We start from the raw sequence: 21,901 nt of genomic DNA on the forward strand, positions 1-21,901 counted from the left end.
CTGCCGTGGTCAGACCTTGCCGACCAGCTCGTAGCCCGCCTCGTCGACGGCGGCGCGCACGGCGTCCTCGTCGAGCGGGGCGGCGGAGACGACGGTGACCTCGCCGGAGGCGGCGACGGCCCGCACGGAGCTGACGCCGGGCAGCTGGGACAGCTCGCCGGAGACGGCGCCCTCGCAGTGGCCGCAGCTCATCCCGCTCACCTTGTAGACGGCGGTGACGGAACCCTGGGTGTCGGTCTGGGCGCTCATGTCGTTACTCCTCGTCGAGGCGTGTGGGTCGGACGTGACCCCGGGGGAGGGGCCACACTCGCCAGGTTATACCCCTAGGGGGTATGAATCCAAGAGGGGTCGCGCTGTGTCCCCGCGCTCATCGGTCCCAGGTAGCGGACCAGTACGTCCTTGATCTCCCGGACGTAGGCCTCCCGCTCGGCGCCCTCGTGGGCGAGTACCAGCTCCAGTCCCGCCTTGTAGACGCCCAGGCAGACCTGGGCGACGCGGCTGATGTCGGCCGGGGGGCGGTCGGGCAGCAGGGAGGTGAGGAGGCCCTCGATCCGGCCGAGCAGGGTCGCGTGCAGGGCGTCGTGCTGCTCGGCGATCCGGCCCGGGACGTCGGAGCCGTGCATCAGCGCGAAGAACTCCGGGCGTTCGCAGTTGAAGGCGATGAACCGGTCCACCGCGGCGCCTATGGCCTCCTCCAGCGGGGTCGCCGGGTCGACGGGCGCGAGCGCCTCGCCGTAGGCCTCCCGCATCTCGTGCATCAGGCGGCTGCCCAGCTCGATCGCGATCGCTTCCTTGTTCGGGAAGAACTGGTACAGCGTGCCGGGCGAGACGCCCGCCTCACGGGCGATGGCGTTGGTGCTGGCGGCGGCGTAGCCGGTCGTGGAGAACACGTTCGCGGCGGCTTCCAGCAGTTGCGCGATCCGCCGCTCGCCGCGGGCCTGACGGCGGCGCGGCCGGTCCTTGGCCTCTTCCGCCCCTGGTTCCGTTCGCTCCTCGGACACGCGTGATCCCCAGCTCTCCGGACGCGATTGACAAACACGAGCGGTCGCTCGCATTCTAGATAAACGCGAGCGACGACTCGTGTTTGCCAGTCTATGGCAATGACACTCCCATGCTGCCTGCTCGTACGCCGGGCGGCTGGGCCACGGTGAAGGGGACACCGCAGGATGACCGAAGTCAAAAACCCGCGCCCGGGCGGTCGGCCCCGGGGCGACGAGCCCCGCGCCGACCGGCCCGCGGTCCGCGGCTGGACCCGTTTCGTGACCGCCCGCCCACGGCTGTCACTCCTCGCGGCCCTCGTGGTGACCCTGCTCGCCGTGCTGGCGGGCGGCGGCGTCGCCGACCGGCTCTCCAGCGGCGGCTGGGAGGACCCGGGGGCCGAGTCCACGTACGCCACGGAGGCCCTGGAGCGCGAGTTCCCCGCCTCCCAGCCCAACCTGCTGCTCCTCGTCGACGCGGGCCGCGCCTCGGTCGACGACCCGGCGGTCGCCGCGCAGGCCGGGGAACTCGCCGAGCGGCTGGCCGCCGAGGAGGGCGTCACCGGCGTCGGCTCCTACTGGGACTCCCGCTCACCAGCCCTGCGCGCGGAGGACGGCCGCCAGGCGCTGATCGCCGCCCGCGTCACCGGCGACGAGACCACCGCGGGCGAGACCCTGGACCGCATCGCGCCCCACTTCCGCGGCAGCCAGGGCCCGCTGGAGGTGCGGATCGGCGGCATCGTCGCCGTGCGCCACGAGATGCAGACCACCATCCAGGACGACCTGGTGCGGGCCGAGATGATCGCCCTGCCGGTGACGCTGGTGCTGCTGGTGATGGTCTTCGGCAGCGCCATCGCGGCCCTGCTGCCGCTCGGCATCGGCATCGTGGCGATCCTGGGCACCAACGCCGTCCTGCGCGGCCTCACCGAGTTCACCGACGTGTCGGTCTTCGCGCTGAACCTCACCACCGCCCTGGGCCTGGGCCTCGCCATCGACTACGCCCTGTTCATCGTCCGCCGCTTCCGCGAGGAACTGGCCGCCGGTGCCGACCCGCTGAGTTCCGTCGCCACCACCCTGCGCACGGCGGGCCGCACGGTCCTCTTCTCCGCCCTGACGGTCGCGGTCTCCCTGGCGGCGATGCTGCTCTTCCCGCAGTACTTCCTGCGGTCCTTCGCCTACGCCGGTATCGCCGTCGTCCTGCTCGCCGCGGCGGCGGCGCTGATCCTGCTCCCGGCCGCCCTGCTGCTCCTCGGCCACCGGGTGAACTCCCTCGACCTGCGCCGACTCTTCCGGCGCGGCGGCGGTGGCGAGCGGACCCCGGGCGCCGAGGAGGGCCGGGGCTGGGGCCGGATGGCGGGCCTGGTGATGCGCAGGGCGCCCTTCTTCGCCCTGGGCACCACCGCCGTCCTGGTCCTGCTCGGACTGCCGTTCCTCGGCGTGAAGTTCGGCACCGCCGACGACCGCCAGCTCCCCTCGAACGCCGAGTCGCACGTCGTCCAGCAGGACATCCGCGACGGCTTCCCCGGCAGCCCCGGCGGCGGGCTGGAGATCCTCGCCGAGGGTCGCGCCACCGAGGCCGAGTACGCCGACTACAGGGAGCGCGTCGCCGCGCTGCCGGAGGTGCTGCGGGTGGACGGCCCGCTGGTCCAGGGCGACGCCGCGTACTTCACGGTGCAGCCGGAGGGCGAGGCCGTCGACGAACCCGCCCAGCGCCTGGTGGGCGACATCCGCGCCGTCGACGCGCCCTTCGACACCGCCGTCACCGGCACCGCCGCCGTCCTCGTCGACACCAAGGACGCGATAGGGGAGCAACTGCCCTGGGCGGCGCTGTTCATCGCCGTCGTCACCCTGATCCTGGTCTTCCTGCTCACCGGCAGCGTGCTGATACCGCTCCAGGCGGTGCTGCTCAACGCCCTCAGCCTGACCGCCATGTTCGGCGCCATGGTCTGGGTCTTCCAGGACGGCCACCTGTCCGGCCTGCTCGACTTCACCAGCACCGGCTCCATCGAGACGACCCTGCCGGTCCTGATGTTCTGCGTCGCCTTCGGCCTCTCCATGGACTACGGCGTGTTCCTGCTCTCCCGCGTCAAGGAGGAGTACGACCAGACCGGCGACCACCGGCGGGCCGTGCGGTACGGGCTCCAGCGCACCGGCGGTCTGATCACCGCGGCGGCGGTCATCCTGGCGGTCGTGATGGTCGCCATCGGCACCTCGCGGGTCACCAACACCAAGATGCTCGGCCTGGGCATCGCGCTGGCGGTGCTGATGGACGCCATGGTGGTGCGCAGCCTGCTGGTCCCGGCGGTGATGCGCCTGACGGGCCGGGCCACCTGGTGGGCCCCGGCGCCCCTGCGCCGCCTGCACGCCCGGTTCGGGCTGAGCGAAGGCGGGTCGGCACCCGGCGGCACCCCGCCTGAGCAGGGCCGCGAGGCGGAAGGCGAGACGGAGCGGGAGACGGACCGGGAGGGGGGCAAGGTGACGACGGGCGGCCAGGGCGTGTTGCGATAGTCCCGTCGTCCGCCCGCGGGGCGGGCCAGGCGTCGGTCGGCAGGCGGGACGCGCAACACGCCCTGGACTGCCCGGGACGTACGGACAGGGAGGAGTGACGGATGCGGGCTGTGGTGTTCGAGCGGTTCGGGGAACCGGCCGAGGTGCGTCAGGTGGCGGACCCGCGGCCCGTGGGGCACGGCGTCGTGGTGCGGGTCGAGGCCACCGGCCTGTGCCGCAGCGACTGGCACGGCTGGCAGGGCCACGACCCGGACGTCACCCTGCCGCACGTCCCCGGCCATGAACTCGCCGGTGTCATCGAGGAGGTCGGTGCCCGGGTCACCGGCTGGCGACCGGGCGACCGGGTCACCGTGCCGTTCGTCTGCGCCTGCGGCACCTGCCCGTCCTGCGCGGCGGGCGAACAGCAGGTGTGCGAGCGGCAGACCCAGCCCGGCTTCACCCACTGGGGCTCCTTCGCCCAGTACGTGGCGCTGCACCACGCCGAGGTGAACCTCGTCGCCGTCCCCGAGGAGATGTCCTTCACCACGGCGGCCTCCCTGGGCTGCCGGTTCGCCACCGCCTTCCGCGCCGTCGTCCAGCAGGGCCGGGTGGCGGCCGGGGAGTGGGTCGCGGTGCACGGCTGCGGGGGAGTGGGGCTGTCGGCGGTGATGATCGCCGCGGCGGCGGGCGCCCGCGTCATCGCCGTCGACGTGTCGCCGCGCGCCCTGGACCTGGCGCGGAAGTTCGGCGCGGCGCACGGCGTGGACGCCTCCCACACCGAGGACACCGCGCGGGCGGTCCGGGAGCTGACCGGCGGCGGCGCGCACCTCTCGCTGGACGCCCTCGGCTCGCCCGTCACCTGCGCGGCCTCCGTCAACGGCCTGCGCCGCCGGGGCCGCCACGTCCAGGTCGGCCTGCTGCCCTCGGCCGACGGCACCACCGCCGTCCCGATGGCCCGCGCGGTCGCCCTGGAGCTGGAGATCCTGGGCAGCCACGGCATGGCCGCCCACGCCTACCCGGCCCTGCTGGACCTCGTCCGCTCCGGGACCCTCCGCCCCGACCTGCTGGTCACCTCGGCGATAGGCCTGGACGCGGCCCCGGAGGCACTGTCCGCGCTGGGCACGGCACCCGGCGCCGGGGTGACGGTCATAGAGCCCTGGCGGGAGTGACACCCCCACCAGCGCCCGGAAGCCCGGCGCTGGCAGGACTGACACCCCCGCTCCCGCCCCGGAGCGCGGCCCACTCCCGGTCCAGCAGCCCCATGACCACCTCGTCCACCCACACCCCGTCCCGCAGCTCCACCTCCCGCCGCACCCCCTCGACCACGAACCCGGCCTTCTCGTAGACGCGCAGGGCACGGTGGTTGTGGGCGTAGGCGTCCAGCTGGACGCGGTGCAGGCCCAGGCGTCCGAAGCCGTGGGCGAGGACCAGCCGGGTCGCCTCCGTGCCCAGCCCCCGGCCCCGGCCGCGCGGGCCCAGCAGGGTGCGGAACGTGCAGCTGCGGGCGTCGGGGTCGTACTCGTACAGCACCACCTCACCGACGAGTTCGCCGGTGGCCCGGTCGGTCACCGCCAGGTCGAGGCGGTCGGGCTGCTCGGCGCGGGTGGCGTACCAGGAGCGCACCCGCTCCGGGGTGAGCGTGGTGGGCGGGGCGCCGGTGAAGCGGACGACCTCCGGGTCGCCGATGATCTCCCACATCACCGGGGCGTCGTCCGCGGTGAAGGGCCGCAGCACGGTCTTCTCGCCGGTGAGGACGGGTTTCACGGAGAAGCTGGAGGGGCTCATCCCGGGATCCTCCGCCGCCCACCGGCACCGGCGCAATCGGCTTTCCGCGGCGCCGGGGGCGGGGCTCAGTCCCGTCGTCGCCCCCGGTTCCCCGGCCGGGCGGCGACCCAGGAGCGGACGGTGTCGGCGTACCAGTAGGGCTTGCCGCCCTCCACATGGTCGGGTGGGGGCAGCAGACCGTGTTTGCGGTAGGAGCGCACCGTGTCGGGCTGCACCCGGATGTGAGCCGCGATCTCCTTGTAGGACCAGAGCCTTCGGTCGGTCATGAGTTGCACCTCCCCGCGCGCGCCACGGCGGCGGCCGGGGGGCGGCCGTCGGGGGAGCCGGGCGCAGCGCTGGCGATCACCAAGCCTGTGCCCGGTCAACGACGGGGAGTGACGGCGGAGAGGGGCTGTGCGGTGGGTGTGACCGGGGACCCGCGTACACGCGACATGTGTGACACGGGGGTGGTGTTTGTGACGAAGGTGCCGCAAAGGCGTACGCCGGTCCGTCGGCGGGGCGCGTTGACAGTGGCTGTTCCAGCCGTCTCACGCGTGTCGTCAGAATGTCCGGACAAAATATTGACAGGGTTCCCCGTGCGGAGCTAGAAACCGTGGAGAACCAGTGGGAGCGCGCGAAGAGCACCGCGAAGGGGACTCGATGGCGTACGAGCTGATCACCATGGGGCGGATCGGAGTGGATCTGTACCCGTTGCAGACGGGTGTCCCGCTCCCGCGGGTGACGTCCTTCGGCAAGTTCCTCGGTGGTTCGGCGACGAACGTCGCGGTCGCCGCCGCCCGGCTCGGCCGCCGTACGGCGGTGATCACCCGCACCGGCGACGACCCGTTCGGCACCTACCTCCACGAGGCGCTGCGCGGCTTCGACGTCGACGACCGCTGGGTCACCCCGGTCCCCGGACTGCCCACCCCGGTCACCTTCTGCGAGGTGTTCCCGCCGGACGACTTCCCGCTGTACTTCTACCGCCAGCCGAAGGCCCCGGACCTGGAGATCGACGCCCATGACCTCGACCTGGCGGCCATCCGGGAGGCGGGCGTCTTCTGGGTCACCGGCACCGGTCTGAGCGAGGAGCCCAGCCGCACCGCCACCCTCGCCGCGCTCACCCACCGGGCCAAGGCGGGCCCGACGGTGTTCGACCTGGACTGGCGGCCGATGTTCTGGACCGCCCCCGACACCGCCCGCCCCTTCTACGCCGAGGCCCTGCGCCACACCACCGTCGCCGTCGGCAACCTCGACGAGGTCGAGATCGCCACCGGCGTCCGCGACCCGCACACCGCCGCCCGCGCCCTGCTGGCCGCCGGGGTGGAACTGGCCGTCGTCAAACAGGGACCCGAGGGCGTCCTGGCGGTGAGCGCCGACGGCGAGTCCGCCGAGGTCCCGCCCCTCCCCGTGACCGTCCTCAACGGACTCGGCGCCGGGGACGCCTTCGGCGGCGCCCTCTGTCACGGCCTGCTGAGCGGCTGGGGCCTGGAGCGGACCATACGGCACGCCAACGCGGCCGGGGCGATCGTCGCCTCCCGCCTGGAGTGCTCCTCCGCGATGCCCACCCCCGACGAGGTCGAGGCCGCGCTCGCCGCCGGAGCGGTCCGGTGACCGTCGACATCGCGGACCTGGTCCGCACCCGCAGCCGGCACCCGGAGGCGATAGCGGAGGCCGCCGCCCGCCGCCCCCGCAGGCCGCTGCTGGGCGACAGCGGACGGCTGATGATCGTCGCCGCCGACCACCCGGCCCGCGGCGCGCTCGGCGTCGGCGACCGCAAGTTCGCCATGGCCAACCGCGCCGACCTGCTGGAACGCCTCTGCCTCGCGCTCTCCCGGCCCGGCGTGGACGGCGTCCTCGCCACCGCCGACATCCTCGACGACCTGCTGCTGCTCGGCGCCCTCGACCACAAGGTGGTGATGGGCTCGATGAACCGCGGCGGACTCCAGGGCGCCGCCTTCGAACTCGACGACCGCTTCACCGGCCACCGGCCCGAGGACATCCGGCGCCTCGGCTTCGACGCGGGCAAGCTGCTGCTGCGCATCGACTACAGCGACCCCGGCTCCCTGACCACGCTGGAGTCCACCGCCCGCGCGGTCGACGAGATGGCGGCGCGCGGGCTGCCGGTGTTCGTGGAGCCGTTCCTCTGCCACCGGGACGCGGACGGGCGGCTGCGCAACGACCTGTCCGCCGACGCCGTCACCCGTTCCCTCGCCATCGCCTCCGGGCTCGGCGGCAGTTCGGCGTACACCTGGCTGAAGGTGCCGGTCACCGACGACCCGGACGACATGGCCCGGGTGATGGAGACGACCACCCTCCCCGCGGTCCTGCTCGGCGGCGACGTCGGGGACAAGCCCGACGACCAGGCGGAGGCGTACGAGAAGTGGCGCGGCGCGCTCCGGCTGCCGACCGTGCGCGGCCTGGTGGTGGGCAGGTCGCTGCTGTACCCGGCGGACGGCGACGTGGCCGCCGCCGTGGACACCGCCGTAGGACTGCTGTGAGGGACGCATGAGCAACCAGCCGAAGGAGCTGCACCTCCCGAAGGGCGGCGCCACCCGCGCGGGGTACGCCCTCGACATCGACCCGGAGCGGGCCGGATGGGGGTACGCCGCGCTGCGGGTCCTGGAGCTGGCGCCGGGCGGCACGCACACCTTCGCCACCGGCGACAGCGAGTGGGTCGTCCTGCCGCTCAACGGCGGCTGCACGGTACACGTACATGGTGAGATGTTCGAACTCCTGGGCCGGGAGAACGTGTTCGCGTCGGTCACCGACTTCGCGTACGCGCCCCGGGACGCCCGGGTCCAGATCGCCTCCGACGCGGGAGGCCGCTTCGCCCTGGCAGGAGCGAAGTGCGAGCGACGACTCCCCGCCCGCCGCGGTCCCGCGTCGGAGGTCCCCGTGGAGGTGCGCGGCAGCGGCACGTGCACCCGCCACGTCCGCAACTTCGCCGCCGCCGACACCTTCGTCTGCGACCGGCTCATCGCCGTGGAGGTGATCACCCCGGGCGGCAACTGGTCGTCGTACCCGCCGCACAAGCACGACGAGGACCGGCCGGGCGAGGAGTCCGAGCTGGAGGAGATCTACTACTTCGAGATCGACGGTCCGAACGGGTTCGGGTACCAGCGCGTGTTCCCCTCCCGCGCGGGCGGCTCGGACGTCCTCGCGGAGGTCCGCTCCGGCGACGCCGTCCTCGTCCCGGACGGCTGGCACGGCCCGTCCGTCGCCCAGCCCGGCCACGACATGTACTACCTGAACGTCATGGCGGGACCGGGGAAGAACAGGGAGTGGCGGATCTGCTTCCACCCGGACCACACAGAGGGGTACCGATGACGACGACCAGGCTCACCGTCGCGCAGGCGCTCGTCCGCTTCCTGTCCGCCCAGTACACCGCACGCGACGGGGTACGACAGCGGCTGATCGGCGCGACCTGGGGCATCTTCGGCCACGGCAACGTCGCGGGGATCGGCCAGGCGCTCGTCGAGTACGGCGACACGATGCCGTACCACCAGGGCCGCAACGAGCAGGCCATGGTGCACGCGGCCGTCGGCTACGCCCGGCAGTCCAACCGCCTCTCCACGCACGCGGTGACCACCTCCATCGGCCCCGGCGCCACCAACCTCGTCACCGGCGCCGCGCTCGCCACCATCAACCACCTCCCCGTCCTCCTCCTCCCCGGCGACGTCTTCGCCACCCGCCCCGCCGACCCGGTGCTCCAGCAGCTGGAGGTGCCGTACGCGGGCGACGTGTCCGTCAACGACTGCCTGCGCCCGGTGTCGAGGTACTTCGACCGGATCACCCGGCCGGAGGCCCTGATTCCGGCGGTCCTCCAGGCCATGCGCGTCCTCACCGACCCCGTGGACACCGGAGCCGTCACCCTCGCCCTCCCGCAGGACGTCCAGGCCGAGGCGTACGACTGGCCGGACGACTTCTTCGCCGACCGTACCTGGGTGGTGCGCCGTCCGGGTGCCGACCCCACCGAGCTGGCCGAGGCGGTCACCGCGATCCGCGCCGCCCACCGCCCCCTCCTCGTCGCGGGCGGCGGCGTCCACCACAGCCGCGCCGAGGAGGCCCTCGCCGAGTTCGCCGCGGCCACCGGCATCCCGGTCGCCGCCACCCAGGCGGGCAAGGGCTCCCTCCGCTACGACCACCCCCAGGACGTCGGCGGCATCGGCCACACCGGCACCGCCACCGCCGACGAACTCGCCCGCACCGCCGACCTGGTCATCGGCGTCGGCACCCGCTGGACCGACTTCACCACCGCCTCGAACACCCTGTTCGCGGCGCCCGGCGTGCGCTTCCTCAACCTCAACATCGCCCCCTTCGACGGCCACAAGATGGCGGGCCTGCCCCTGGTCGCGGACGCCCGCAGCGGCCTCACCGAACTCACCGACGCGCTCCGCCTGCACGGCCACCGCGTCCCCGACGCCTACGCCGCCGAGTACACCGAGGACAAGGAACGCTGGGAGCAGCGCGTCGACGCCTGCTACGAGGCCGACGAACCCGACGTACGGCGCCCGACCCAGCCGCAGGTCCTCGGCGCCCTGGACGCCCTCGTCGACGAGACGGACATCCTCGTCAACGCCGCCGGCTCCCTCCCCGGTGACCTGCACAAACTCTGGCGCGCCCGGTCCCGCGACCAGTACCACCTGGAGTACGGCTACTCCTGCATGGGCTACGAGATCCCCGCCGCCCTCGGCGTGAAGCTCGCCGCGCCCGACCGGCCCGTGTGGGCGCTGGTCGGCGACGGGACCTACCTGATGATGCCGACGGAGATCGTCACCGCCGTACAGGAGGGCGTCGCGATCAAGGTGGTGATCCTCCAGAACCACGGCTACGCCTCCATCGGCGGCCTCTCGGAGTCGGTCGGCGCCGAACGGTTCGGCACCGCCTACCGCTTCCCGGCCGACGGCGGCGGCTACACCGGCGCCCCGCTCCCCGTCGACCTCGCCGCGAACGCCGCCAGCCTCGGGATGCGGGTGCTGCGCGCCCGTACCGTGCGCGACCTGCGCGCCGCGCTCGCCGAGGCGCGGGCCGCCGACACCCCCACATGTGTCTACGTGGAGACCGAAACGGCAGACACAGTGTCGGGCGCGCCCCCGGCGCAGGCCTGGTGGGATGTACCCGTCGCCGAGACCGCCACCAGGCCCTCCGCGGTCAAGGCACGCGAGCTGTACGAACGGCACGTCTCCACCCGACGCCGCCATCTGTGAAGGAGCACCCGGTCATGACGAGGACCGTCAACCACTGGATCGGCGGCAAGTCCGTCGACGGCACGTCGGGCACCTACGGCCCGGTCACCGACCCGGCCACCGGCCAGGTCACCACGAAGGTCGCCTTCGCCTCCGTCGACGAGGTGGACGCCGCGGTCGCCGCCGCCAAGGAGGCCTACGCCACCTGGGGCCAGTCCTCGCTGGCCCAGCGCACCTCGATCCTGTTCACGTTCCGGGCCCTGCTGGACGCCCACCGCGACGAGATCGCCGAGCTGATCACCGCCGAGCACGGCAAGGTGCACTCCGACGCCCTCGGTGAGGTGGCGCGCGGCCTGGAGATCGTCGACCTGGCCTGCGGGATCAGCGTGCAGCTCAAGGGCGAGCTGTCGACGCAGGTCGCCAGCCGTGTCGACGTGGCCGCGATCCGGCAGCCGCTGGGCGTGGTCGCGGGCATCACGCCGTTCAACTTCCCGGCGATGGTGCCGATGTGGATGTTCCCGCTGGCCATCGCCTGCGGCAACACGTTCGTGCTGAAGCCGAGCGAGAAGGACCCGTCGGCGGCCGTGCGGCTCGCCGAGCTGCTCGCGCAGGCGGGCCTCCCGGACGGCGTCTTCAACGTCGTGCACGGCGACAAGGTGGCCGTCGACCGGCTCCTGGAGCACCCCGACGTCAAGGCGGTCTCCTTCGTCGGCTCCACCCCGATCGCCCGCTACATCCACACCACCGCCTCCGCCCACGGCAAGCGCGTCCAGGCCCTCGGCGGCGCCAAGAACCACATGCTGGTGCTGCCCGACGCCGACCTGGACGCGGCGGCCGACGCGGCCGTCTCCGCCGCCTACGGCTCCGCGGGCGAGCGCTGCATGGCGATCTCCGCGGTGGTCGCGGTCGGCGCGGTCGGCGACGAGCTGGTGGCGAAGATCCGCGAGCGCGCCGAGAAGATCAAGATCGGCCCCGGCACCGACCCCGCCTCCGAGATGGGCCCGCTCATCACCGCCGCCCACCGCGACAAGGTGGCGTCGTACGTGGCGGGCGCGGCGGCCGAGGGCTGCGAGGTCGTCCTGGACGGCACCGGCTACACGGTCGAGGGGCACCCCGAATGCGCTGAGGGCCACTGGATCGGCATCTCCCTCCTCGACAAGGTGCCCACCACCGCCGGGGCGTACCAGGACGAGATCTTCGGCCCGGTGCTGTGCGTCCTGCGCGCGGAGACCTACGAGGAGGGCGTCGCCCTCATCAACGCCTCCCCCTTCGGCAACGGCACCGCGATCTTCACCCGGGACGGCGGCGCCGCCCGCCGCTTCCAGCTGGAGATCGAGGCGGGCATGGTCGGCGTCAACGTGCCCATCCCCGTCCCCGTCGGCTACCACTCCTTCGGCGGCTGGAAGGACTCCCTCTTCGGCGACCACCACATCTACGGCAACGACGGCACGCACTTCTACACCCGCGGCAAGGTCGTCACCACCCGCTGGCCCGACCCGGCCGACGCCCCGGCGGGCGTGGATCTGGGCTTCCCGCGCAACCACTGACCCGGTGCCCGCGGCGGGCGTGTACCGCGAGCGCGGTACACGCCCCGGGTGCCGTACCCCCGTGGGAGGTCACCGGGTTCACCCCGGGGGCTGCCCCGGTTGTCAGTGACGGCCCGTACCGTTGACGCATGGATCTTCGACTGCCCGGGCTGCGGGGGCCGCGCGGACCACGGCGGCTGCTCGCCGCCGCCGTCGCCGCCGTGGCCGTACTCGCCGGTGCCGGTACGTGGACGGCCGTCGCCTCCGACGACACGCCCGCCGTGCACCGCACCGACCGGGTGCTGAGCGTGGGCGACGGGGTGCGGGTCGACACCTCGTACTTCACCTCCGCCGACACCGGCCGCCGCCCCGCCGTGCTGCTGGGCCACGGCTTCGGCGGCAGCAAGGACGACGTCCGCGAACAGGCCGAGGAACTCGCCGAGGACGGGTACGCGGTGCTGACCTGGTCGGCACGCGGCTTCGGCCGCTCCACCGGGAAGATCGGGCTCAACGACCCGAAGGGCGAGGTCGCCGACGTCTCCCAGCTCATCGACTGGCTGTCCCTGCGGCCCGAGGTCCGCCTCGACAGGCCCGGCGACCCGCGCGTGGGCGTCGCGGGCGCCTCCTACGGCGGCGCGATCGCCCTGCTGGCCGCCGGGTACGACGACCGGGTGGACGCCGTCGCCCCGGCGATCACCTACTGGAACCTCGCGGACGCGCTGTTCCCGAACGGCGTGTTCAAGAAGCTGTGGGCGGGCGTCTTCGTCAACTCCGGCGGCGGCTGCGACCGGTTCGAGCCCCGGCTGTGCGCGATGTACGAACGGGTCGCGGAGTCCGGGGCCCCGGATCCCGAGGCGCGCGTCCTGCTGGCGGAGCGCTCACCGTCCGCCGTCGCCGACCTCATCGACGTGCCCACCCTGCTGGTGCAGGGCCAGTCCGACTCCCTCTTCCCGCTCGGCCAGGCCGACGCCGCCGCCAGGGCGATCCGCGCCAACGGCGCCCCCGTCGACGTCGACTGGATCGCGGGCGGCCATGACGGCGGCGACCCCGAGAGCGACCGGATCCACGCCCGGGTGACGTCCTGGTTCGACCGCTACCTCAAGGACGACGAGGGCGCCGACACCGGCCCCGCCTTCCGCGTCACCCGCACCGGCGGCATCGACTCCACCGACGGCCAGGCACTCCTCCGGGGCGCCAGCGCCGACACCTACCCCGGCCTGGACAGCGGACAGCGCTCCATCCCGCTCACCGGCCGCGAACAGAGCTTCGACAACCCGCCCGGCGGCGCCCCGCCCGCCGTCTCCGCCCTGCCCGGCCTCGGCGGCTCCGGCGGCCTCGCCCAGCTCTCCACCCTCGGCATCGGCGTGTCCCTCGACTTCCCCGGCCAGTACGCCAGGTTCGAGTCGGCGCCCCTCGACCGCGACCTGCGCATCACCGGCTCCCCGACGGCGACCGTCCACACCGAGTCCACCAGCGCCGACGCCGTGCTCTTCGCCAAGGTGTACGACGTCGGCCCGGACGGCGGCCAGCAGGTGCTGCCCTCCCAGCTGGTGACCCCGGTGCGGATCGAGGACGCCAAGGCGGGCAGGGACGTCACCCTGACCCTCCCCGCCATCGACCACGAGGTGGACAAGGGTCACCGCCTGCGCCTGGTCATCGCCTCCACCGACCTCGGCTACGCCTCCCCGGCCGCCTCGGCGACGTACAAGGTCTCCCTGAAGGGCGACCTCAAGGTGCCCACCGCGCCCGGCGTCACCACCGCCGCCGCGCCGCTTCCGGCCTGGGTGTGGTGGCTGCCCCCGCTGGCCGCCGTCCTCGCCGCGGCCCTGCTGGTCACCGGCCGCCGCCGCACCACCACCCCCGCCCCGGACCCGGCGCTCGCCGACGTGCCGCTGAAGATCACCGACCTGAGCAAGCGGTACGCCAGGTCAGCCGACCGGTACGCGGTCCGCGACCTCTCCTTCACTGTGGAGAAGGGCCAGGTCCTCGGCCTCCTCGGCCCCAACGGCGCGGGCAAGACGACCACCCTCCGCATGTTGATGGGCCTGATCCAGCCGGACGGCGGCGAGGTCCGCGTCTTCGGCCACGCCATCCGGCCGGGCGCGCCCGTCCTCTCCCGTGTCGGCGCCTTCGTGGAGGGCGCGGGCTTCCTGCCGCACCTGTCCGGCCGGGAGAACCTGGAGCTGTACTGGCGGGCCACCGGCCGCCCGCCGGAGGACGCCCACCTGGACGAGGCCCTGGCGATCGCCGGGCTCGGTGACGCCCTCGCCCGCGCGGTGCGCACCTACTCCCAGGGGATGCGCCAGCGCCTCGCCATCGCCCAGGCCATGCTGGGCCTGCCCGACCTGCTCATCCTCGACGAACCGACCAACGGCCTCGACCCGCCCCAGATCCGGGAGATGCGCGAGGTGATGATCCGGTACGCGGCGGCGGGCCGCACGGTCATCGTCTCCAGCCACCTCCTCGCCGAGGTGGAGCAGTCCTGCACCCACCTCGTGGTCATGGACCGCGGCAGGCTGGTGCAGGCGGGCCCCGTCGGGGAGATCATCGGCTCCGGCGACACCCTGCTCGTCGGCACCGCCGCGCCCGTCGAGGAACCCGTCGTGGAGAAGATCGCCGCGTTGCCCGGCGTCGCCTCGGCGGTCCGCGCGGACGACGGACTGCTCATCCGCCTGGCCGCCGACGGCAGCCCCGCCCGCCTGGTCGCCGAACTGGTCCGGCTTGAGGTGCCCGTCACCGCGATGGGTCCGCACCGCCGCCTGGAGGACGCCTTCCTCACCCTGATCGGAGGTTCCGCATGAGCGCCGACACGCTCACCGAGCGCCAGGCCGTGGCGGACGGCTACCGCGCGGGCCGCACCCTGCCGCTGCGGGTCGAGCTGATCCGCCAGCTCAAGCGCCGCCGCACCCTGGTGATGTTCGCGATCCTCGCCGTGCTGCCGTTCGTCCTCGTCGCCGCGTTCGCCATCGGTGGCGAGCCGGACCGCGGCGGTGACCGCATCACCCTGATGGACACGGCCACCGCCTCCGGCGCCAACTTCGCCGCCGTCAACCTCTTCGTCTCCGCGGGTTTCCTGCTGGTCATCCCCGTCGCCCTGTTCTGCGGGGACACGGTCGCCTCGGAGGCCAGCTGGTCCTCCCTGCGCTACCTGCTGGCGGCGCCGGTGCCGCGGGCCCGGCTGCTGTGGTCCAAGCTGGTCGTCGGTCTGGGGCTGAGCCTGGCCGCGATGGTGCTGCTGCCCGTGGTGGCGGTCGCCGTCGGCACGGCCGCCTACGGCTGGGGCCCCCTCCAGATCCCCACCGGGGGCGCGCTCGACGCGGGCACGGCGGCCGGACGGCTGGTGGTCGTCGTCGGGTTCGTCTTCGTCTCCCAACTGGTCACCGCCGGGCTGGCGTTCTGGCTGTCCACGAAGACGGACGCGCCCCTGGGCGCGGTCGGCGGCGCGGTCGGCCTGACCATCGTCGGCAACGTCCTCGATGCCGTGACCGCCCTCGGCGACTGGCGCCACTTCCTGCCCGCGCACTGGCAGTTCGCCTGGGCGGACGCCGTCCAGCCGAACCCCGAGTGGTCCGGCATGATCCAGGGCACCGCGATCTCGATAACGTACGCCCTGGTGCTGTTCGCGCTGGCCTTCCGCGGGTTCGCCCGCAAGGACGTGGTCTCCTAGGTCACCGGAAGATCACCTACCGGTCTCGACGGCCCTGGTCCGTGCCCGCATCGAGACCCTTCCGCAACGCCCCGTCCCGCACCTTCCGGCACCTCACGCCGTCACAGTCACAGAAGGCGACACCGACGCGCTCAGGGGGCCACCCATGAACCACACCCAGCCGACCCTTCGGGGACGGGGCACGCTCACCGCGCTGGCCGTCGCGGCCGGGCTGCTGCTCAGCGCCTGCGGCGGCACCGGCGAGCCGAACTCCGCGACCGACAAGGGCGGCGCCCGCGACTCCCGCGGCGAGGCCCCGCTGCCCGCCCCCGACCAACGGCGCGACGGCAGCGGGGAGAACGGCTCCGGCGAGAACGGCTCCCGTGAGGACGACTTCCGCGAGGACGACTCCCGTGAGGTGGCCCCCGCCCCCGACTACCTCTCCACCTTCGCCCTCGACGTCGACACCGCCTCCTACGGCTACGCCCGCCGCACCCTCGCCGAAGGACGGCTGCCCGCCCCCACCACCGTCCGCCCCGAGGAGTTCGTCAACAGCTTCCGCCAGGACTACGACCGCCCGGACGGCGACGGCTTCTCCGTCACCGTCGACGGCGCCCGCACCAGCGAGGACGACTGGTCCCTGGTCCGCGTCGGACTGGCCACCCGCGAGGCCGGGAGCCGCGGCGAACGCCCGCCCGCCGCGCTCACCTTCGTCCTCGACATCTCCGGCTCCATGGCCGAGCCCGGCCGTCTCGACCTCGCCAAGAAGTCCCTGGGCGTGATGACGGACCGGCTGCGCGACGACGACTCGGTGGCCCTGGTCACCTTCAGCGACGAGGCGGAGACCGTCCTGCCGATGACCCGGATCGGCGGCCACCGCGACGACGTCCACGACGCCATCGACGACCTGCGCACCGAAGCCTCCACCAACCTCGGCGCGGGCGTGACGACCGGCTACGCCACCGCCGAGGACGGCCTGCGGCGCGGCGCCACCAACCGGGTCGTGCTGGTCTCCGACGCGCTCGCCAACACCGGCGACACCGACGCCGACTCCATCCTGGAGCGCATCGACGGCGCCCGCCGCGCGCACGGCATCACCCTGTTCGGCGTCGGCGTCGGCAGCGACTACGGCGACGCCCTGATGGAACGCCTCGCCGACCGCGGCGACGGCCACACCGTCTACGTCTCCACCCCGGACGACGCCTACGACGTCTTCGCCGAGCAGCTCCCGCGCACCATCGGCCTCACCGCCCGCGACGCCAAGGCCCAGGTCGCCTTCGACCCGGAGACGGTCGAGGAGTTCACCCTCGTCGGCTACGACAACCGCAAGGTCGCCGACGAGGACTTCCGCGACGACGCGGTGGACGGCGGCGAGATCGGCCCCGGCCACACGGTGACCGCCCTGTACGCGGTGCGCACCCGGCCCGGCGCCTCCGGCCACCTCGCCACCGCCACCGTCCGCTGGCTCGACCCCGACAGCCGCACCCCGCACGAGGAGTCCGCCGCCGTGGAGACCGGCGCCGTCGACGGCTCCCGGGCCAGCGCCTCCGACCGGTTCCGGGTCACCGCGGTGGCCGCCTACTTCGCCGACGCCCTGCGCGGCGGCACCGACCGCCCCCGCCTGCCCGGCGCCCCGTCCCTGACCGAGCTCACCGAGGAGGCCGAGGACCTGGCCGACGACACCGGCGACCGCGCGGTGGCCCAGCTCGCCGACGCCATCCGCCAGGCGGACGCCCTGTCCTGACGAGCCCGGACGTCACCCGCATGCCCCATTGACTCCTCCTTACTTCCAAGTAAGTTACTGTCGCGACAACGCCGTTCGCCGCACCGGGAGCCGCCATGGGCGTACGCAGGGATCTGAAGCGGGCCAAGCAGCACCCCCGCGTGCAGGAGGGCACGGACCACACCGGCGTCGAACTGGTCAGGGACGCCGACGGCACGGTGCGCGAGGCGCGGGCCGCGCCCCTCGTCCCCCGCCCGACGGCCGGCAGCATCGCCGACATCCCCTACACCAACGCCGCCGAGGCCCCCGGCGCGGTGGTGACGCGCCGCCGTACCGCCGACGGGCGCTGGCGGCCGGTGACCGCGGAGGCCTTCGCCCGGGAGGTCACCGCGGTCGCCAAGGGCCTGATCGCCGCCGGACTCGAACCGGGCGGCCGGGTCGCGCTGATGTCCCGCACCCGCTACGAGTGGACGGTCCTCGACTTCGCGGTCTGGGCGGCGGGCGGTCAGAGCGTCCCCGTCTACGCCACCTCCTCCGCCGACCAGGTGGAGTGGATCGTCCGCGACTCCGGCGCCCGGTTCATCGTCACGGAGACCGCCGACAACGCCGCCACGGCCGCCACCGCCACCTCCGGCCAGCCCGAGCAGCCCCGTATCTGGCAGCTCGACGCGGGTGGCCTGGACGACCTCACCCGGCTCGGCCGGCACCTCACCGACGACGAGGTCACCGAACGCCGTACCGCGCTCACCCCCGACACCACCGCCACCGTCTGCTACACCTCCGGCACCACCGGCCGCCCCAAGGGCTGCGTCCTCACCCACGCCAACCTGCACGCGGAGGCGGCGAACACCGTCGAACTGCTCCACCCGGTCTTCAAGGCCGTCTCCCGGCAGACCGCCTCCACCCTGCTGTTCCTGCCGCTCGCCCACATCCTCGGCCGCGTCCTGCAGATCGCCTGCCTGATGGCGAGGATCGAGACCGGCCACTTCCCGAGCGTCAAGCCCGCCGAACTCCGTCCCGCGCTCAAGGAGTTCCGGCCCACCTTCCTCGTCGGCGTGCCCTACCTCTTCGAGAAGATCCACGACACCGGCCGGGCCACCGCCGAGAAGCTCGGCCGCGGCGCCTCCTTCGACCGCGCCGACCGGATCGCCGTCCGCTTCGGCGAGGCCCACCTCGACCGCTTCCTCGGCACCGGCAAGGGCCCCGGACCGGCGCTGTACGCCGCGTGGGCCCTGTACGACCTGCTGGTCTACCGCAGGGTCCGCAAGGAACTCGGCGGCCGGGTCCGCTACGCCATCAGCGGCGGCTCCCCCCTCGACCGCGACCTCAACCTGTTCTTCTACGCCGCGGGCATCCTCATCTTCGAGGGCTACGGCCTCACCGAGACCACCGCCGCCGCCACCATCGTCCCGCCCCTCGGCCCGCGCCCCGGCACCGTCGGCCGCCCGGTCCCCGGCACCACGGTCCGCATCGCCGACGACGGCGAGGTCCTGCTCAGGGGCGGTATCGTCTTCGGCACCTACTGGAACAACCCGGAGGCCGCCGACGCCGTCCTCACCGACGGCTGGTTCCACACCGGCGACCTCGGCGCGCTCGACCAGGACGGCTACCTCACCATCACCGGCCGCAAGAAGGACATCCTCGTCACCTCCGGCGGCAAGAACGTCTCCCCCGCCGTCCTGGAGGACCGGCTGCGCAGCCGCTCACCGGTCGGCCAGTGCGTCGTCGTCGGCGACAACCGGCCCTTCGTCGCCGCCCTCGTCACCCTCGACCCGGAGTCCGTCGCCCACTGGCTGGCCGTCCGCAAGCTGCCCGCCGACACCCCGCTCGCCGAGGTCATCCGCGACGAACGGATCCGCGCCGACGTCCAGCGGGCCGTCGACCACGCCAACGAGGCGGTCTCCCGCGCCGAGTCCATCCGCGCCTTCACCCTCGTCGAGGGCGAGTTCACCGAGGCCAACGGCCTGCTCACACCGTCCCTCAAGGTCAAGCGCCACGCGGTGGCGGAGGTGTACGCCAAGGAGATCGACGCGCTCTACGACACCGTCCGCTGACCGGCGGCGACCACGCGGACGGGGCCGCCGGATCGACTCCGGCGGCCCCGCCCAGGTCAGCTGGGGGTCGGCAGCTCACTCCTCGCCGTTGTACGAGAGGACCGACACGTCCTCCAGCAGGTGCGCCAGCGCGCCGTCGCGCTTGGCCTGCGTGGAGTTCTCGGCACACTGCTGGGTCATCTGGTCCGACAGGATCGGCACGTTCTGGACCGGGATGAGGTTGACGACGCTGACGGGAATGTCGCTGACGGCGATGCACGGCTTGTTGAACGAGCCCTGGATGAGCGCCATCTGCGGGCTCATGTTCCCGTAGGTGGCCGAATTGCCGTAGAACTGGGCGGCACCGTTGCCGTTGGCGAGGGCCGGGCCGCTGTCATCGCCGATCGCCATCGCCTGCGGAGCGGCGACGGCGGAAGCGCCCATGACGGACGCGGCGATCGCCGCGGTGGCAACAACCTTCTTGATCACTGGAAGTCCTTTCTGAGGAAACCCCGTCCACCGGAGCTCTCTGGTCAACTCCGTGTGTCCGGTGTGGTTTCTCCTGTTCACCCGGTCGGCCCACATGCGGGCCAACCGGGTGAACAGCCGCAACTAATCCTGATCCGCCGGGTTGATGAGGCCGTAGGACATGCGTCGCTACGAGGAAAGGAATGCGAAGTGCTCAAGAAGGCAATGGTCGCCGCGGCGGCCGCCGCTTCCGTCATCGGTATGTCGGTGGCGGCCGCTCCCCACGCGCTTGCCGTGGGCGACGACTCCGGCCCGGCCGTGGCCAACGGCAACGGAGCCGAGTCGGCTTACGGCAACTCGGCGACCAAGGGCGACATGAGCCCGCAGCTCTCGCTGGTCGAGGGGTCGCTCAACAAGCCGTGCGTCGGCCTTGAGGACATCAACGTCGCGGTCATCAACCTGGTGCCGATCCAGGACGTGCCGATCCTGTCGGACGAGCTGACCCAGCAGTGCGCCGACAACTCCACCCAGGCGAAGCGCGACGCCGCCCTGTCGCACATTCTGGAGGACCTGTCGGTCCTGTCGGCGAACGGCGGCTGACCCGAATTCGAGGATCCCGGTCGAGCCCGGGTGCTCCGCAGCGGTGACGCGCGGACTCCCGGGCTTCTCCGGAGACGTCTTTGTCCGAATGCCGGGGGTGAAACGAGTGGTGACACGGCGCGAACGGGTGAATTCCCGGGCGACCCGCGTTCCAGAGTTTCTCAAACCGTCTATCCCTCGTTCTACAGCTGCCGGTCATGGTGCGAGCCGTTGAAGCTGTGCTCGCTCGGTTTCGGCCGTCATAGGGGCATGACCGCAGAGAAGGGAATTCTCATGAAGAAGTGCGCTGCCGTTGTCGCGGGCGCGATCATGGCTCTGGGCGGGGCCGCCCCGGCGTTCGCCGACGCGGGCGCCCAGGGGGCCGCTGTCGGTTCCCCGGGTGTCCTCTCCGGCAACGTCGTGCAGGTGCCCGTCCACATCCCCGTCAACGTGTGTGGCAACACGATCAACGTCGTCGGTCTGCTGAACCCGGCGTTCGGCAACGTGTGCGTCAACAAGTGACGTCGTAGCGCACCGGCTCGTTCGGCTGCGCCCCGGCCGGTCTCGGACAAGGGTTCCCGCCCGTCCGGGACCGGCTGTCTCATTTCTGTACATTTCTTCTCACCAGGAAGACCACGAGATTGCGACAGACCCTGAGCAGGGGAATGGTGGCGGCCGCTGCCGCGACCGGCATTCTGTCCCTGTGCGGCAGCCCCGCCCTCGCCGACTCGACGGCTGACGCGGGTGCCCGGCAGTCACCCGGCGTCGCCTCCGGCAACGCCGCCCAGGTGCCGGTGCACGTGCCGGTGAACGCCTGCGGCAACACCGTCGACGTCGTCGCCGCGCTGAACCCGGCCTTCGGCAACTCCTGCGCGAACACCTCGCACACGCCCCCGAAGCAGCACCACGGGGGCCACGGAGGCCATGAGGGCCACGGTGGCGGCCACGGAGGCGGCCACGACGGCGGCTACGGCGACGGCGGGCACGGTACCTCCGGCTCCTCCGCGCACGGTGCCGCCGTCGGCTCCCCCGGCGTGGGGACCGGCAACGACGCCCAGGTACCGGTCGACGTCCCCGTGAACGCCTGCGGGAACACCGTCGACGTGGTCGGCGCGCTGAACCCCGCCTTCGGCAACGGCTGCGCCAGCTCGGAGCCGCCGGGCTACGGCGACACGCCCCCGACGCACCCGACGCCCCCGTCCACCCCGCCCCCCGCCGACGAGGACAAGCCCCCCGCCGACGAGGAGCAGCCGCCGCCCCCGGCCGACAAGGAGCAGCCGCCCGGCGACCACCAGCGGCCGCCCGCAGCCGAGGAGGAGCCCGGCACCCCGCCCGCAGCCGAGGAGGAGCACCGGACGTCGCCCGAACTGGCCGAGACCGGCGGCGCCGCCCTGCTCGGCGCCTCCGCCGCCAGCGCCGTGCTGATCGCGGGCGGAGCCCTGCTGTACCGCCGCGGACGCGCCGCCTCCACCCGGTAGGCACCCGCGCCCCGCACCCCGCGCCCCGGGTGAC

The 21,901-nt window shown here is 73.1% G+C and carries 19 protein-coding genes; 14 read left to right on the forward strand and 5 right to left on the reverse strand.

Going from position 1 to position 21,901, the window contains the following annotated elements:
- Positions 1 to 9: 9 nt before the first annotated feature.
- A complete protein-coding gene (locus tag ABZ659_RS04040) occupies positions 10 to 249 on the reverse strand; it encodes a heavy-metal-associated domain-containing protein (RefSeq protein WP_360213137.1) in 240 nt (79 codons plus the stop codon).
- A 74-nt stretch (positions 250 to 323) separates the two neighbouring features.
- On the reverse strand, positions 324 to 1,055 hold the full coding sequence (locus tag ABZ659_RS04045) for a TetR/AcrR family transcriptional regulator (protein WP_360213139.1): 732 nt from the start codon (positions 1,053 to 1,055) through the stop codon (positions 324 to 326).
- Positions 1,056 to 1,166: 111 nt separating this feature from the next.
- Between ABZ659_RS04045 and ABZ659_RS04050 the strand changes: the two genes are divergently transcribed.
- Both ABZ659_RS04050 and ABZ659_RS04055 read left to right on the forward strand, forming a co-directional pair.
- A complete protein-coding gene (locus ABZ659_RS04050; RefSeq protein WP_360213141.1) occupies positions 1,167 to 3,485 on the forward strand; it encodes an MMPL family transporter in 2,319 nt (772 codons plus the stop codon).
- 101 nt (positions 3,486 to 3,586) lie between these two features.
- Positions 3,587 to 4,633 (forward strand): zinc-dependent alcohol dehydrogenase family protein, encoded by a 1,047-nt coding sequence (locus tag ABZ659_RS04055; RefSeq protein ID WP_360213143.1) that lies wholly within the window; start codon positions 3,587 to 3,589, stop codon positions 4,631 to 4,633.
- Here ABZ659_RS04055 and ABZ659_RS04060 read toward each other — a convergent pair.
- Positions 4,611 to 5,249 (reverse strand): GNAT family protein, encoded by a 639-nt coding sequence (locus tag ABZ659_RS04060; protein WP_360213145.1) that lies wholly within the window; start codon positions 5,247 to 5,249, stop codon positions 4,611 to 4,613. The two genes, ABZ659_RS04055 and ABZ659_RS04060, sit on opposite strands and share 23 nt — an antisense overlap.
- A 65-nt stretch (positions 5,250 to 5,314) precedes the next feature.
- Entirely contained in the window at positions 5,315 to 5,515 is a 201-nt protein-coding gene (locus ABZ659_RS04065; RefSeq protein WP_360213147.1) for a MerR family transcriptional regulator, read from the reverse strand.
- Positions 5,516 to 5,888: 373 nt separating this feature from the next.
- Here ABZ659_RS04065 and iolC point away from each other — a divergent pair, with 373 nt between their 5' ends.
- The 9 genes from iolC (at position 5,889) to ABZ659_RS04110 (ending at position 19,363) form a co-directional block, all read left to right on the forward strand.
- Positions 5,889 to 6,839 (forward strand): 5-dehydro-2-deoxygluconokinase, encoded by a 951-nt coding sequence (gene iolC / locus ABZ659_RS04070; RefSeq protein WP_360213400.1) that lies wholly within the window; start codon positions 5,889 to 5,891, stop codon positions 6,837 to 6,839.
- Positions 6,836 to 7,726, forward strand: a complete 891-nt coding sequence (locus ABZ659_RS04075; RefSeq protein WP_360213149.1) for a deoxyribose-phosphate aldolase — start codon at positions 6,836 to 6,838, stop codon at positions 7,724 to 7,726. Before iolC ends, ABZ659_RS04075 begins: the two co-directional genes overlap by 4 nt.
- 7 nt (positions 7,727 to 7,733) lie before the next feature.
- Positions 7,734 to 8,555: a 5-deoxy-glucuronate isomerase gene (gene iolB / locus ABZ659_RS04080; RefSeq protein WP_360213151.1), complete on the forward strand. Its 822-nt coding sequence runs from the start codon at positions 7,734 to 7,736 to the stop codon at positions 8,553 to 8,555.
- Positions 8,552 to 10,435, forward strand: coding sequence for a 3D-(3,5/4)-trihydroxycyclohexane-1,2-dione acylhydrolase (decyclizing) (gene iolD, locus ABZ659_RS04085; protein ID WP_360213153.1), 1,884 nt, complete (start codon positions 8,552 to 8,554; stop codon positions 10,433 to 10,435). Before iolB ends, iolD begins: the two co-directional genes overlap by 4 nt.
- 14 nt (positions 10,436 to 10,449) lie before the next feature.
- Entirely contained in the window at positions 10,450 to 11,961 is a 1,512-nt protein-coding gene (gene mmsA / locus ABZ659_RS04090; RefSeq protein ID WP_360213155.1) for a CoA-acylating methylmalonate-semialdehyde dehydrogenase, read from the forward strand.
- A gap of 128 nt (positions 11,962 to 12,089) precedes the next feature.
- A complete protein-coding gene (locus ABZ659_RS04095; protein ID WP_360213157.1) occupies positions 12,090 to 14,741 on the forward strand; it encodes an alpha/beta fold hydrolase in 2,652 nt (883 codons plus the stop codon).
- Positions 14,738 to 15,607 carry an ABC transporter permease gene (locus ABZ659_RS04100; RefSeq protein ID WP_360213159.1) on the forward strand — a complete coding sequence of 290 codons (870 nt, stop codon included), beginning with the start codon at positions 14,738 to 14,740 and terminating at the stop codon, positions 15,605 to 15,607. Before ABZ659_RS04095 ends, ABZ659_RS04100 begins: the two co-directional genes overlap by 4 nt.
- A 145-nt stretch (positions 15,608 to 15,752) precedes the next feature.
- Entirely contained in the window at positions 15,753 to 17,330 is a 1,578-nt protein-coding gene (locus tag ABZ659_RS04105) for a von Willebrand factor type A domain-containing protein (protein ID WP_360213161.1), read from the forward strand.
- Between the two features lie 95 nt (positions 17,331 to 17,425).
- Positions 17,426 to 19,363 (forward strand): long-chain fatty acid--CoA ligase, encoded by a 1,938-nt coding sequence (locus ABZ659_RS04110; protein WP_360213163.1) that lies wholly within the window; start codon positions 17,426 to 17,428, stop codon positions 19,361 to 19,363.
- Between the two features lie 75 nt (positions 19,364 to 19,438).
- On the opposite strand, the gene ABZ659_RS04115 is transcribed toward ABZ659_RS04110, so the two are convergent.
- Positions 19,439 to 19,831 (reverse strand): rodlin, encoded by a 393-nt coding sequence (locus ABZ659_RS04115; RefSeq protein ID WP_360213165.1) that lies wholly within the window; start codon positions 19,829 to 19,831, stop codon positions 19,439 to 19,441.
- A 189-nt stretch (positions 19,832 to 20,020) separates the two neighbouring features.
- Here ABZ659_RS04115 and rdlA point away from each other — a divergent pair, with 189 nt between their 5' ends.
- From rdlA to ABZ659_RS04130, 3 genes are all read left to right on the forward strand, one after another.
- Positions 20,021 to 20,410, forward strand: a complete 390-nt coding sequence (gene rdlA, locus ABZ659_RS04120) for a rodlin RdlA (protein ID WP_360213167.1) — start codon at positions 20,021 to 20,023, stop codon at positions 20,408 to 20,410.
- A gap of 309 nt (positions 20,411 to 20,719) precedes the next feature.
- Entirely contained in the window at positions 20,720 to 20,911 is a 192-nt protein-coding gene (locus ABZ659_RS04125; protein ID WP_360213402.1) for a chaplin, read from the forward strand.
- A 119-nt stretch (positions 20,912 to 21,030) separates the two neighbouring features.
- Positions 21,031 to 21,867, forward strand: coding sequence for a chaplin (locus ABZ659_RS04130; RefSeq protein WP_360213169.1), 837 nt, complete (start codon positions 21,031 to 21,033; stop codon positions 21,865 to 21,867).
- Positions 21,868 to 21,901 lie beyond the last annotated feature (34 nt).

The sequence above is a fragment of the Streptomyces sp. NPDC006997 genome (genome assembly GCF_040635175.1).
Taxonomy (GTDB): Bacteria; Actinomycetota; Actinomycetes; order Streptomycetales; family Streptomycetaceae; genus Streptomyces.

Excerpts from the sequence above, each read along its gene's own strand:
- iolC (WP_360213400.1), top strand. The coding sequence starts at position 5,889 with ATGGCGTACGAGCTGATCACCATGGGGCGGATCGGAGTGGATCTGTAC.
- ABZ659_RS04110 (WP_360213163.1), top strand. The coding sequence starts at position 17,426 with ATGGGCGTACGCAGGGATCTGAAGCGGGCCAAGCAGCACCCCCGCGTG.
- ABZ659_RS04100 (WP_360213159.1), top strand. The coding sequence starts at position 14,738 with ATGAGCGCCGACACGCTCACCGAGCGCCAGGCCGTGGCGGACGGCTAC.
- ABZ659_RS04095 (WP_360213157.1), top strand. The coding sequence starts at position 12,090 with ATGGATCTTCGACTGCCCGGGCTGCGGGGGCCGCGCGGACCACGGCGG.
- ABZ659_RS04125 (WP_360213402.1), top strand. The coding sequence starts at position 20,720 with ATGGCTCTGGGCGGGGCCGCCCCGGCGTTCGCCGACGCGGGCGCCCAG.
- ABZ659_RS04060 (WP_360213145.1), bottom strand. The coding sequence starts at position 5,249 with ATGAGCCCCTCCAGCTTCTCCGTGAAACCCGTCCTCACCGGCGAGAAG.
- ABZ659_RS04055 (WP_360213143.1), top strand. The coding sequence starts at position 3,587 with ATGCGGGCTGTGGTGTTCGAGCGGTTCGGGGAACCGGCCGAGGTGCGT.
- ABZ659_RS04045 (WP_360213139.1), bottom strand. The coding sequence starts at position 1,055 with ATGCGAGCGACCGCTCGTGTTTGTCAATCGCGTCCGGAGAGCTGGGGA.
- ABZ659_RS04050 (WP_360213141.1), top strand. The coding sequence starts at position 1,167 with ATGACCGAAGTCAAAAACCCGCGCCCGGGCGGTCGGCCCCGGGGCGAC.
- iolD (WP_360213153.1), top strand. The coding sequence starts at position 8,552 with ATGACGACGACCAGGCTCACCGTCGCGCAGGCGCTCGTCCGCTTCCTG.
- iolB (WP_360213151.1), top strand. The coding sequence starts at position 7,734 with ATGAGCAACCAGCCGAAGGAGCTGCACCTCCCGAAGGGCGGCGCCACC.
- mmsA (WP_360213155.1), top strand. The coding sequence starts at position 10,450 with ATGACGAGGACCGTCAACCACTGGATCGGCGGCAAGTCCGTCGACGGC.
- ABZ659_RS04040 (WP_360213137.1), bottom strand. The coding sequence starts at position 249 with ATGAGCGCCCAGACCGACACCCAGGGTTCCGTCACCGCCGTCTACAAG.
- ABZ659_RS04105 (WP_360213161.1), top strand. The coding sequence starts at position 15,753 with ATGAACCACACCCAGCCGACCCTTCGGGGACGGGGCACGCTCACCGCG.
- ABZ659_RS04065 (WP_360213147.1), bottom strand. The coding sequence starts at position 5,515 with ATGACCGACCGAAGGCTCTGGTCCTACAAGGAGATCGCGGCTCACATC.